Origin of the sequence: Paraburkholderia sp. RL17-368-BIF-A, from assembly GCF_046054045.1 — a bacterium.
GTDB lineage: Bacteria > Pseudomonadota > Gammaproteobacteria > Burkholderiales > Burkholderiaceae > Paraburkholderia > Paraburkholderia graminis.
Genome location: NZ_JARESN010000013.1, coordinates 145,616 through 157,952 on the forward strand (window position 1 = coordinate 145,616; position 12,337 = coordinate 157,952).

A 12,337-nucleotide genomic window follows, 5' to 3' on the forward strand; every position below is an offset into this window, starting at 1 on the left:
TGGCGCGCCATTTGATAGATATGAATGAAATGAACTCGAGTGATTTCGAAGCCCTTCTTACGGCGCAACGCAGCGCCATGATTCGAGAAATTCCGACATCACCCGCCGCCGTTTCAACTGAAACGCCGACGCTCACCAAAGCGGAACTTGCCGAGTTGCTGTTCGACAATGTCGGGCTCAACAAGCGGGAAGCGAAAGACATGGTCGAGGCGTTTTTCGAGGTGATCCGCGACGCGCTCGAGAGCGGCGACAGCGTCAAGCTGTCGGGCTTCGGCAACTTCCAGTTGCGCGACAAGCCGCAGCGTCCCGGCAGAAACCCGAAAACCGGCGAGGCGATTCCGATCGCCGCGCGCCGCGTTGTGACGTTTCATGCAAGTCAAAAGCTGAAGGCTCTGGTCGAGAACGGCGCGGAAGCGAGCTTCACGCGCTGATCGACTGGCGCGTTCCTGCGCAACCCACCACGACGGCTAACTGACGATGACAGCGACGATGGAAAAAGTCGTCTTGCCTCCGATTCCAGCGAAACGCTACTTCACGATTGGTGAGGTCAGCGAACTATGCGGTGTGAAGCCGCATGTGCTGCGCTATTGGGAGCAGGAGTTTACGCAGTTGCGGCCGGTGAAGCGGCGCGGTAATCGCCGGTACTATCAGCATCACGAGGTGTTGTTGATCCGGCGGATTCGCGAGCTGTTGTACGAGCAGGGTTTCACGATCAACGGTGCGCGCAACCGGCTCGATTCGCATGGCGGCGGCGCGCACGGTGCGCCGGCCGCAGCGGGCGACCAGGTCGAGGGCGTCGCACCGCCGGCGCCGACCACGGTTGCCGTCGACGTCGAACAGTTGCGCAAAGAGCTGCTTCACGTGATCGACCTGTTGAATCGCTAATGGCTTTGTTGGTGGCGGCGGTTCTCATCGAATGAAGTGTCTGTTATAATTTCTTGCTGTTCGGGGCGTAGCGCAGCCTGGTAGCGTACCTGCATGGGGTGCAGGTGGTCGGAGGTTCAAATCCTCTCGCCCCGACCAAAGAATCAAGGCCTTACAAGCATCGCTTGTAAGGCCTTTTTCATTTGCACCACAGCGTGCCCCGCCAATCGCGCATTCAGTGCGACGCATTCAGTGTGACGCATTCAGTGTGAAATACTCTCCAAAGATTTCCCCAACGTCCGCGGCCCCATCAAACCGATCGCGACAATCACCAGCGCCATCGCGCTCGCGATAAACACAAACACACCCGTCACGCCGAACTCCCTCAGCATAAACGCGATCACAAACGAACTGAACACAGCAGACAACCGGCTCCACGAATACACGAAGCCCACCGCACGCGCGCGGATCGCCGTCGGATAAAGCTCCTGCTGATACGTGTGATAGGTGAACGAGATGATGTTGCCGGCGAGCGTCAGCAGCACGCCGAGCGTCACGATCATCACCGCCGCCGAGGCCTGGCTGAACAGCAATCCGCTCACGATATTGATCGCGGCCATGCACACGATCACATGCTTGCGTTCGAAGCGGTCCGCGATCCAGTAGCCAAGCAACGGACCGAGCGGCGCGGCCAGGCCGATCACCGTCGTATAGAGCAGGCTCGAGGTCACCGTGATGCCTTGCTTGACCAGCAGCGTCGGTACCCAGTTGGCGAAACCGTAGAAGCCGACGGTCTGGAAAATATGGAAGACGATTAGCATCAGCGTGCGCTTGCGATAGGGCGGCTGCCACATGTCGGCGAATCGCGCCTTGCGCGGCACCGGCGCCGCGGGCCCAGGCTCAGGCAGCGGCTTGCCGTATTGCTGTGCGACTTTTTCTTCCAGACGCGCGAGCACTTCGTCGGCTTCGCGAATTCGCCCCTTGCTCGCCAGCCAGCGCGGGCTTTCCGGCAGATTTCGCCGGAAGTACCAGACGAAGAGTGCGCTGATGCCGCCGAGCAGCACGACCCAGCGCCAGCCGTCGAGTCCGAACGGCGTTCTCGGTACGAGCAGATACGAAAGAAACGCCACGACAGGCACCGCGGAAAAGCCGATCGCCTGACACACCGCAAAAGCCCTGCCGCGCAAGTGCTTCGGCGCGAGTTCGGACAGGTAGGTGCCGATGGTGATGAGTTCAACGCCGATGCCCATGCCTGAAACGAAGCGCCATAAATTGAGGCCGTGTGCGGTGTCCTGGAAGGCCATCACCGTGTTCGCCGCCATGTACCACAGCAGCGACCACGTGAAGATCGCTCGCCGGCCAAAACGGTCGGCGAGAAAGCCGCACGCGATCGTGCCGACGAACAGCCCGGCGAACAGGGCGGCGACGAAGCTCGCGACGCCGGACGTGCCGAAGAGCCCCGACGTCGTGGGCGTGAGAATGCCGCTTTTCACGAGACCGGGCGCGACGTAGCCCGTGAAGAGAAGATCGTACAGCTCGAAAAAGAATCCGAGACTGAGCAGCAGGATCAGCTTCCAGACCGCGCGCGTCGCGGGAAGTCTGTCGAGGCGGGCGGAAATTGTTCCGATGCCGGCGACCGTGGCCGCTTCGGCTTGTGCTGCGTCATTACCGACGCGTAGCGATGACGCGCCCTCCAGAATGGCCATGCCTGTCTCCTGTATCTGCATCTCTTTTTGAATATGTCACAACTTGCCCCGCGGCCGTTAGCGGTGCTGTTCCTGCAATTCGGCAAACGAAGCGATTTTGCCCGCAAGCGCGCTTGCAACGACCGTCGGCGGACTCGCGAGCCATACTTGCCCAGGCCCGGAGCGGCCCGAGAAATTGCGGTTGATCGCGCTGATCGTGACCTGGTCCGCGTCGGTGGACGAGCCCGGTCCGCAATTGGCGCATGCGCCGCACGAGGGTTGCAGCAGGATCGCGCCGGCCTGCTCGAACGCGTCGATATAGCCGCGTTTCACGCAGTAATCGCGAACCTCCGACGTGCCGAACTGAAGAAACAGCTTCACACCTGACGGCACCCGCAAGCCGCGCGCGAGCGCCCATGCGAGCACCTCGTGATAGTGATCGAAGTCCTCGCGCTTGCCTGCCGTGCACGAGCCGCCATACGCGATGTCCACCTTCGGGCGTTGCGCTAGATCGCGCAGCGCAATGCCGTTGCCCGGATCGCCGGGCGCGGCGAGCATCGGCGAAATGTGCGTGCAGTCTATATCGATGACGTCGGCGTATGTCGCGCCCGCATCGCTCTGCATCCACGGTTCGAGGCCGAAGTCGATGCCGCGGCGCTCCTTCAAAAAGCGCACGGTTTCTTCATCGGGCGCGACAATGCCGGAGAAGCCGCCCAGCTCGGCCGTCATGTTGGTGAGCGTGGTTCGCTCGTCGGTCGTCAATTGATGGACAGCGCTGCCGGCGAACTCGAACACCTTTCCGACGCCCGCACCCGCACGTATGCGCGGTTCGGCCAGCAAGTGCAGCACGAGGTCTTTCGCGGTGACGCCCGGCGCCACCGCGCCGTTGAAATTAACCCGCAGCGATTCGGGCACGGTCATGCGCACCGCGCCTGTGACAAACGCATTCGCCATGTCGGTCGTGCCGACGCCGAACGCGAGACAGCCCAAGGCGCCGCTATGCGGCGTATGCGAATCGGTGCCGACAATCAGTTGCCCGGGCAGCGCGTAACGCTCGGCCATCATCGCGTGCGAGATGCCTTCTGAACCTTCGGTGAAGCTGCCGTCGACTTCGCTCAGATAGCCGTGATTCGTGATCGCGTAGTCGCGCGCGAACTGACGATGCGCCGCCGACAGTTCGCGCACGTCGGGCAGCAGGCCGTTGCGCACATGAAGCTCGCTCTTGTGCGAATACGACAGGTGATCCTCGAACGCGAGAATCGTGTCGGGATCGCTCAGCGTGAGCGGCTTGCCGAATGTGGCATGCAGCATGTGCGTGGCCATGCCCGTGTAGTACTCGTGGATGAAGCGCCAATCCGCGCGGACGAACGCGCCGCTGCCGGGCGTCGGCGTGTCGCCGGTTGCATCGGTGGAATGCGCGTGACGGTCGAGGATTTTTTGCGCGAGCGTGCGCGGCTGCGCGTTGTTGGCGTCAGCGACATTTGCATCGGCATTGGCCGCGGAAGTTGTCGAGCGGATTTGGCGCATGTTTTGCGCGCCGTAACGCAGCAGGCCGCCGCTTGTCAGAATCGCAGCGGCGAGGCTATCGCGCGAGGCGACGAGCTCTTCGACGTCGATCGGCTCGCCTCGCTGGATGCGTTCGATCAGGCCGAAGTCCGTCGACGTAAAGAGCCCGAGGTTGTCCGCATTCTGACGATAGATGCGCTCGAAGCTCCGCGCGATCACGAGCCGGATGCCGGCGCGATATTCCGCGAGCGGACTATGTTCGCGCGACGATCCTTTGCCGTACCGGTTGCCCGCCACCGTCACGCGAAAGCCGCCGTTGCGAATGGCGTCGATACCGATCGGATTTGTATCGCCTGCACGGAACCCCACATAAGGCACCCGGCCAAGGCGTTCGTCGAAGCGGGTCAGCACGCTCATCGGCGTGATCTCGTCCGTCGACACGTCGTCTCTCAAGCTGCCTGCCGTCGCGGGGTTCAGATCCGTACCGTCGAGCTGTTGCGCGATCCGTTCGGGGTCCGCGCAAAGAAACAGTACGCGGCCAGTCAAATCCAGTTTTGCCATCCACTTCTCCTTCTACCCGAATCTAGATGGCGGCGAGAGCAGCGCGAAGTGCTGGATCGGCAAACGGGGCATCGCGATTGGCGATGGCCTCACGAAGGGCTTGCAAGGGGCTTGTGATGGTCCGCCGACGTCTCTTTAACTGGCAGGACCTGTCAGCGCTTCAATCAACGCCTGGACCGCCTTCAGACGCGACGATTTGCGCAGCGCATGAACCCGCAGCGTGCGGCTCGTCGCCCAGATTTCATCGAGCGGCCGGCGCACGAACGCATGCGATCCGGCGAACGCGGACGCGGCGCTCGTCGGCACAATACCGATGCCAAGTCCTGCTTCGACCATCCGGCACTGCGCGTCGAAACTGTTGACGGTAACGGACAGCTTGAGCGGCGTTCGCGCTGCGTCGGCGCGCTCCTTGATGAGCAGATCCAGCGAGCCGCCGGCCTGCAGCGCAACGAGCGGAAAGCGGAGCAGGTCGCTGAAGGTCGGCGCCTCGAGCGCGGCGAGTTCATGATCGAGAGGGAGCACGACCATCAGCGGGTCATCGGCGAAGTGCCATGATTCCAGTCCGCCGGATGCTTTGCCGCTTGCAGAAATGCCGACGTCGGCGCGGTCGTCCATGCAGGCGCGGATGACCTCGTCGCTGATCTGCTCGGTGAGTGCGATTCGCACGAGCGGGTAGTGGGCCTGAAATGCCTTCAGCCGCTCGGGCAAAAAGCCGACAATCGCCGATGCGTTCGCATACAGACGCACGACGCCGGCGACCTCGCCGCTGAGCGACTGCACCTCGCGGGCGAATGACTGCAACTGATCGTGGACCGACACCGCACGAGAAAAGGCATGCCGCCCGGCCTCCGTCAACTCGACTCCCGACGGCGAACGAATCAGCAACGCGAGGCCCATTGCCGACTCCAGATCCGCGATACGCCGGCTCAATGCGGAAGCGGCAATGTGATTGCGGCTGGCGGCGCGAGCAATCGAGCCTTCCTGCACGACGGAGATGAACAGCTCGAGGCTGTACGGATCGATTCGCATACGGCCGGCGTTGCGCCTGCAAAGTCTGAACAGCCAATTCTAGCAGCGGCAGTCCTAAGCCCCCGGACGACTGCGTTCAACAATCGTCACTCTCGCCCCAACTCCACAAACCGCTCCAAATGATGATCCTCATCCCCAAGCTGATGATCGATCATCACAAGCCGCTTTGCGTAATGAGCGAGCGGCAGTTCCCACGTCATGCCGATCCCGCCATGCAGTTGAATGCACTCCTGCGCGACGAGCGCACCGATCCTGCTGATGCTGTATTTCGCCGCCGACACCGCGCGCTCGCGCACCTTGCGTTCCGCACCTAACGCGGCCGCGGCGTTGATTACCGCTGAGCGCGCCTGTTCGATTTCGAGCAGCATGTCGGCCATTCTGTGCTGCAATGCCTGGAAGCTGCCGATCGCCACGCCGAACTGCTTGCGCGTGCGCAGATAGTCGAGCGTGTAGTCCTTCGCGACGTCCATCGCGCCGACCGCTTCCGAGCAGAGCGCGAGCACGCCGCATGCAATCGCATATTCGAGCGTTGCGAAACCTTCGCCCGCTGCGCCGAGCAAAGCGTCGTCGCCGAGTATGACGTTCTCGAAGCTCACTTCGGCCGCGCGCCCGCCGTCGATCTTCGGATAACCGCGCACGCTCACGCCCGGCGCATCGCGAGGCACCAGAAACAGCGTCACGCCGGCTTCGGAATCGTCCGCACCTTCGGGGCGCGCCGACACGAGGAAGAGGGCAGCCTGCTCGCCGTGCTGAACCACCGCCTTGGCGCCATTCAATCGCCACGCGCTGCCATCGCCATCGCCATTGCGCTCGGCGCGCGTCGTCACTCGGGCGAGTTCGTAGTGACTATCCGGCTCGCCGTGCGCGAGCGCCACAATACGCGAGCCGTCGATCAATCCGCCGAGCAACGCCCGCTGCGCGTCATTGCCGCTGCGAGCAATGGCCTGGCCGACGATGAGCGTATCGAGAAACGGCTCGACCACGAGCCCGCGCCCGAGGCTCTCGAACACGACTGCAATATCAAAGCCGCCGCCGCCGAAGCCGCCGCTCGCTTCATCGAACAACGCGCCGATAATGCCTAGCTCTCCGAAACGATTCCACAACTCACTGCTGAAACCATGCGCCGATCGCGCGATCCGGTCGCGCGTCGCGAAGCCATACTGTTCGCTGATAAAGCGGTTCAGCGTATCGGCGATCATCCGGCGATCTTCGGTGTGCTGGAAGTTCATGATGTCCGTTTCCTTCTACAGTCCGAGGATCATTTTGGAAATGATGTTCTTCTGAATCTCATTCGATCCGCCGAAGATCGACAGCTTGCGATTGTTGAAGTATTGCGAAGCCGCGCTCGCCGCTTCGTCGGGACCAACGGGCGCGCCTTGATAACCGTCGTGCAACGCTTCTTCGATAAAGGGCTGCGCATACGGTCCCATCGCGCGGCGCGTGAGCGACGAGATCTCCTGGCGAATCTCCGTGCCGCGAATTTTCAGCATCGAACTTTCGGCGCCCGGCACGCCGCCGCCCGCCACCGCGGCGATCACGCGCAGGTTGGTCGTCTTCATGTTCTCGAGATCGATTTCGACGCGCGCCATGCGCGCCGCGAACGACGGGTCGTCCGCGAGAGGCCGCCCATTGCGCCGCTGTTTCGCCGCGATCTTGCGCAGCCGGTTGAATGCCGCCACCGAAAAGCCGACGCCCGCGATATTCGTGCGCTCATACGTCAGCAAATATTTGGCGTATGTCCATCCCTTGTTTTCTTCGCCGACGAGATTGGCAGCCGGCACCCGCACGTCCGTGAAAAACACTTCATTCACTTCGTGCTCGCCGTCGAGCGTGATGATCGGCCTTACTTCGACGCCCGGCGTTTTCATGTCGATCAACAGGAAGCTGATGCCTTCCTGCTTGCGGACGTCGGTCGCGGTGCGCACGAGGCAGAAGATCATGTTCGCGTAGTGGCCGAGCGTGGTCCACGTCTTCTGTCCATTGACGATGTAATGCTCGCCGTCCGCATCGACGCCGCGCACGGCCGTGGTTTTCACCGACGCGAGATCGGAGCCCGCGCCCGGTTCCGAATAGCCCTGGCACCACCAGTCGGAACCATCGAGAATGCGCGGCAGCCAGTGGCGTTTCTGCGCGTCGCTGCCGTATTTGATCAACACGGGTCCGAGCATATTCACGCCGAAGGGCACGACGCGCGGTGCGCCGGCCAGCGCGCATTCGTTCTCGAAGATGAATTTCTGCACCGCGTTCCAGCCGGGCCCGCCGTATTCCTTCGGCCAATGATTCGCGAGCCAGCCGCGCTCGTTGAGGATCGCGTGCCACTCGGCCATGTCCTCGCGCGTGAGCCGCCGGCCGCCGTGCACTTTGTCGGCGAGACGCCGCGGGAGTTTGTCGCGCAGAAACGCGAGTACCTCGGCGCGGAACGCTTCTTCTTCGGGCGTAAAGTTCAGGTCCATCGCAGTTCCTTTGTGATTCGAATGCTTCTGCTGACAAGCACGGACAAGCACCGGCAAGCGGCGTCAGATTGTCTGATTGAGGCTCGCAAAATCCGCGCCGCGCTCGACGAGTTCAACGAGCAGCGGCGACGCTTGCCAGAACAACGGGTCTTCTTTCGCGAACCCGCGAATGTCCGCGAGAATGCTCGGCAGGCCAACCATGTCCGCATATTTCATCGGACCGCCGCGATAGCGAGGAAAACCGTAGCCATACAGCAGCGTTACGTCGACGTCGAGCGGACGCAGCGCGATCCGCTCATGCACGACGTTCGCGCCTTCGTTGATCATCGCGGCCATGTAGCGGCGAATGATCTCGTCGTCGGTGAAATTGCGCGGCGTGATGCCGGCGCGCTCGCGCTCGGCGTCGATAATCGCCTCCACTTCCGGGTCCGGCTGGCCGCTGCGCGATCCTTCGGGGTACAGATAGAATCCACGGCCGGTTTTTTGGCCGAACCAGCCGCGCTCGCAGAGGCGGTCGGCGATCTGCACATAGCGCGCCGTGGGATCGCGCGTCGCGGCGCGCCGTTTGCGCGCGGCCCAGCCGATGTCGCCGCCCGCGAGATCGACCACCTGAAACGGTCCCATCGGAAAGCCGAATGCGCGCACCGCAGCGTCGATCTGGTAGGGCGACGCGCCGTCTTCCATCATCGCGTCCGCCGCGCTGCGATAGACGGCCAGAATGCGATTGCCGATAAAGCCGTCGCATACGCCCGCACGCACCGGCGTCTTGCGCAGCTTCTTCGCGAGTTCGAACGCGGTCGCGACGACGTCGGCGCTCACGGCTTGCGGCACGACGACTTCAAGCAGCTTCATGATGTTGGCCGGCGAGAAGAAGTGCAGGCCGATCACGTCGGCGGGCCGCGAAATGCTGGCGGCAATCGCGTCGATGTCGAGATACGAGGTGTTGGTCGCGAGCACGGCGCCCGCTTTGCAGACGCGGTCGAGTTCGGCGAAGACTGCCTGCTTGACGGCCAGGTCTTCGAACACGGCCTCGATCACGAGGTCCGCGTTCGACAGTGCATCGTATGAGGTGCTGCCGGTCCAGCGCGCCATGAACTCGTCTTTCTTTGCGGCACTCAGGCGGCCCTTCGCGATGAGGCCGTCGTAGACCTTCTCGATGTGCGCGCGGCCCCGCGCCAACGACGCCTCGTCGCGTTCGATCATCGTCACTGGCAGGCCCGCGTCGAGCACCGCGACCGCAATGCCCGCGCCCATCGTGCCGCCGCCGACCACGCCGACTGCATTCAGTGCGCGCGGTTTTGCATCGCGTGTCTCGGGCGCTTTCAACACTTCGCGCTCCGCAAAAAACGCATGAATCAAGCCGGCGCGCTGCGGACTGTCGAGACATTGCAGGAAGAGCTGACGCTCGACACGCAAGCCTTCTTCGAAGCGCTGCGTGATCGCGGCCTCGATTGCATCGACGATCTTCAGCGGCGAGAACAGACCGCGGGATTTCTTCGCGGTCTCGGCACGCGCCGCGGCGACCGCCGCGAGACTGGCGGCGCGATCGCTCAACGCGCCGGCGTCGCGCGTGCGACGCACCGCTGCATCGCCGGCAAGCAGTTCATGCACATAGGCGAGGCCTTCGGCGAGCACGTCGCCGCTCGCGCCCAACCGGTCGACGAGTCCGAGCGCGAGCGCTTCCTTCGCGCTCGCATGGCGGCCGCTCAGGATCAGATCGAGCGCGGCCTCTGCGCCGATCAGGCGCGGCGTGCGCTGCGTGCCGCCCGCGCCGGGCAGCAGGCCGAGCTGCACCTCGGGCAAGCCGAGCTTCGCGCCTTCGACGGCAATCCGGTAGTGCGCGGCGAGCGCCACTTCGAGACCGCCGCCGAGCGCCGCGCCGTGAATCGCGGCGACGACCGGCTTCGTGCACGCCTCGATGCGGTTGCACACGTCCGGCAGCGACGGCGGCACCGGCGGCTTGCCGAACTCGCGAATATCCGCACCGGCGATGAAGTTGCGGCCCGCGCCGACGAGCAGCACCGCTTCGACCGAACGGTCGCTGTCGGCGGCTTCGATTGCGGCGAGCAGGCCACGCCGCACGTCGGCGGAAAGCGCGTTGACGGGCGCGTGGTCGATCGTGACGAGCAGCACCTTGCCGCGCAATTCGCGCGTGACGACGTCGGCTGAAGTGTCGGTGGAAGAGGTGAGGGTCATGGGCGCGTCTCCTTTGATTGTCTCGGCGCGCAGACGGTGGGCTGCCGCATGCCACGTCTCGCGAATGCTCACGATTGTGGAGCGGTCAAGGTTCATTGACAATCACATCAACGATTGACAGACTGTCAAAATAACTTTGACAAAGGCCGGTTTTGTGGACGTCAATTCGCTAACCCTGCTGGTCGAGATACTCGACGCGGGCAACCTGAGCGAGGCCGCGCGGCGCCTGAAGATGAGCCGCGCGAACGTGAGCTATCACCTCAATCAGCTCGAGCGCTCGGTCGGCCTGCAACTCGTGCGGCGCACCACGCGCCGGGTCGAGGCTACGGAGATCGGTCTGCAGTTGTACGAACATGGCCGCGCGATTCAGAACGCGTTGCTGGCCGCGCGCGAATCGGTGACGACGCTCGGGCAAAGCCTGCAAGGGCGAGTGCGCCTCAGCGTGCCGAGCGGTTACGGTCAACTCGTGATGTCCGAGTGGCTGATCGGGTTCAAGCGCCTTTATCCCGGCATCGTGCTCGACGTGCTGTTCGAGAATCGCGTCGAAGACCTGATGCGCGACGAAGTGGACATCGCCGTGCGAGTGATGTCCGAGCCGCCGCAAAATCTCGTCGCGCGCGACATGGGAGCGGTGCGCTACGTTGCGTGCGCGTCGCGCGCCTTCGCCGACACGCATGGCATGCCGACGCAACTCGACGATCTGCGCACCACGCCGTTGATCACCGCCGCAGTGGTCGGCCGGCAATTGCGCGTTGCCGCGTATCTGCGCGACGAGCGCCACGAGGTGCTGCTGGAGCCGACCATCATCTCCGAGAACTTTCTGTTTTTGCGGCAGGCGGTGCTCGCGGGACTCGGTGTGGGCATCGTGCCCGACTATGTGGTGCATGACGATCTGCAACGCGGCGATGTCGTGACGACGCTCGACGAATGGCGCCTGAGCATCTTCGGCACCAACATGTACCTGCTTTATATGCCGAACCGCCATCACACGCGCGCGGCGGCAACCTTCATCGAATTCATTCTGGAGCAGGCACGCGCGAGCGGAAGAGGCCGCGTCGCCTGAAGCGCGGTTTGCGGGTTAAAGACCATTGCGCATTCGCGCGCTTGCCGCGAGTATGCTGAGAAAAAGAGCGCGCACGCGCCGGCACGCAGCACGTCAAAACGTCAGGGGACACCAGAATGAAGCGGTCAAATGCATTGCTCGTCGTGCTCGCGGTTCTTGCATGCGCCGTTGCCGCGCTGCTGGTCGCGCGCTTACCGGGCGAGCAAGCCATTCGCCTCGCGGGCTATGCGGCCACGGCCGCGCTGGCGGCGCTGATCGGCTTCGTGGTTCGCAGGCGCAATAGCCGCGCGCAGAAGGCCAAGCGCGCGGGATAACGCGGGGATAAGCGTCGCCCGAAGAAGAGGGCGGGAAAAGGCGCTCGCCGGAGGCCGCATTGCGCGTGCTACGATGCTTCGCTCATTGCGCAGCACGCCGGAGAATGAGATGCGCCCAGACACCGCCGACCGTTTCGATATTGAGTTCGCGCCTCGCATTGCCGAGGCCATCGCTGCGTGCTTCGCCACGACCGTGCATACGGAAGTGCTGCCGTATGGCGGTCCTGGTCGTCCGACACGACTTCGTATTCATGCGGCGCCGCTCGAGCACATCGCGCATTACGCGCATCCGTTGAATCTGTATCTGACGTGGGACAGCGACGAAATCGAGCGGCTCATGAAAGACGAAGGGCAGGCGCGTTTTGCGCGCTATCTGGCCGCGCTGCCTCGCAAGCTGCAGGCATGGCGCCACGCGCGCGAACTCGATTTTTCGTCGCACACGCAAGCGGAGCCCGTGTCATTAATCGGCGGGCTCGACTTCGAGGCTTGAGCCCGCGCAGCTCACTTCCTGAATGCCGCGCGTCTGCTCGTCGGCAGCATGGGTGATCTCCGCGACGATGGTCGTCACGTTCGCGGCGTTGCTCACAATGTCCGACCTCGCGATGCAGACGCAGCAGCAAAAACCCTCGGCGAAATAAAAAACGGCCACTGCATTTCTAATGCAGC

The 12,337-nt window shown here is 63.2% G+C and carries 12 protein-coding genes and 1 tRNA gene; 6 read left to right on the top strand and 7 right to left on the bottom strand.

Annotated elements, in window-relative coordinates; translation table 11 throughout:
* The first annotated feature begins 20 nt into the window (after positions 1 to 20).
* The 3 genes from P0D87_RS22280 (at position 21) to P0D87_RS22290 (ending at position 1,023) form a co-directional block, all read left to right on the top strand.
* Positions 21 to 431 (top strand): integration host factor subunit alpha, encoded by a 411-nt coding sequence (locus P0D87_RS22280; protein WP_006052505.1) that lies wholly within the window; start codon positions 21 to 23, stop codon positions 429 to 431.
* A gap of 46 nt (positions 432 to 477) precedes the next feature.
* A complete protein-coding gene (locus P0D87_RS22285; protein WP_029967632.1) occupies positions 478 to 885 on the top strand; it encodes a MerR family transcriptional regulator in 408 nt (135 codons plus the stop codon).
* Between the two features lie 61 nt (positions 886 to 946).
* Positions 947 to 1,023: transfer RNA gene (locus tag P0D87_RS22290), tRNA-Pro, on the top strand.
* 104 nt (positions 1,024 to 1,127) lie between these two features.
* Here the strand turns inward: P0D87_RS22290 and P0D87_RS22295 are convergent.
* The 6 genes from P0D87_RS22295 to P0D87_RS22320 form a co-directional block, all read right to left on the bottom strand.
* Positions 1,128 to 2,570 carry an MFS transporter gene (locus P0D87_RS22295; protein ID WP_053858500.1) on the bottom strand — a complete coding sequence of 481 codons (1,443 nt, stop codon included), beginning with the start codon at positions 2,568 to 2,570 and terminating at the stop codon, positions 1,128 to 1,130.
* A gap of 57 nt (positions 2,571 to 2,627) precedes the next feature.
* Positions 2,628 to 4,616 (bottom strand): aconitase family protein, encoded by a 1,989-nt coding sequence (locus tag P0D87_RS22300; protein ID WP_053858499.1) that lies wholly within the window; start codon positions 4,614 to 4,616, stop codon positions 2,628 to 2,630.
* 135 nt (positions 4,617 to 4,751) lie between these two features.
* A complete protein-coding gene (locus tag P0D87_RS22305; RefSeq protein WP_053858498.1) occupies positions 4,752 to 5,645 on the bottom strand; it encodes a LysR family transcriptional regulator in 894 nt (297 codons plus the stop codon).
* A gap of 86 nt (positions 5,646 to 5,731) precedes the next feature.
* Positions 5,732 to 6,874, bottom strand: coding sequence for an acyl-CoA dehydrogenase family protein (locus P0D87_RS22310; RefSeq protein ID WP_053858497.1), 1,143 nt, complete (start codon positions 6,872 to 6,874; stop codon positions 5,732 to 5,734).
* A 15-nt stretch (positions 6,875 to 6,889) separates the two neighbouring features.
* Complete coding sequence (locus P0D87_RS22315) at positions 6,890 to 8,098, bottom strand: acyl-CoA dehydrogenase family protein (protein WP_053858496.1); 1,209 nt, start codon at positions 8,096 to 8,098, stop codon at positions 6,890 to 6,892.
* Positions 8,099 to 8,161: 63 nt separating this feature from the next.
* Complete coding sequence (locus P0D87_RS22320; protein ID WP_053858495.1) at positions 8,162 to 10,294, bottom strand: 3-hydroxyacyl-CoA dehydrogenase NAD-binding domain-containing protein; 2,133 nt, start codon at positions 10,292 to 10,294, stop codon at positions 8,162 to 8,164.
* Positions 10,295 to 10,448: 154 nt separating this feature from the next.
* On the opposite strand from P0D87_RS22320, the gene P0D87_RS22325 reads away from it, so the two are divergent.
* From P0D87_RS22325 to P0D87_RS22335, 3 genes are all read left to right on the top strand, one after another.
* Positions 10,449 to 11,357: a LysR family transcriptional regulator gene (locus P0D87_RS22325; RefSeq protein WP_006052513.1), complete on the top strand. Its 909-nt coding sequence runs from the start codon at positions 10,449 to 10,451 to the stop codon at positions 11,355 to 11,357.
* Between the two features lie 116 nt (positions 11,358 to 11,473).
* Positions 11,474 to 11,671: a hypothetical protein gene (locus P0D87_RS22330; protein ID WP_006052514.1), complete on the top strand. Its 198-nt coding sequence runs from the start codon at positions 11,474 to 11,476 to the stop codon at positions 11,669 to 11,671.
* Positions 11,672 to 11,780: 109 nt separating this feature from the next.
* Positions 11,781 to 12,161: a DUF5594 family protein gene (locus tag P0D87_RS22335; RefSeq protein WP_006052515.1), complete on the top strand. Its 381-nt coding sequence runs from the start codon at positions 11,781 to 11,783 to the stop codon at positions 12,159 to 12,161.
* Here the strand turns inward: P0D87_RS22335 and P0D87_RS22340 are convergent.
* On the bottom strand, positions 12,132 to 12,320 hold the full coding sequence (locus P0D87_RS22340) for a hypothetical protein (RefSeq protein WP_053858494.1): 189 nt from the start codon (positions 12,318 to 12,320) through the stop codon (positions 12,132 to 12,134). The genes P0D87_RS22335 and P0D87_RS22340 overlap by 30 nt on opposite strands.
* Between the last annotated feature and the right edge of the window lie 17 nt (positions 12,321 to 12,337).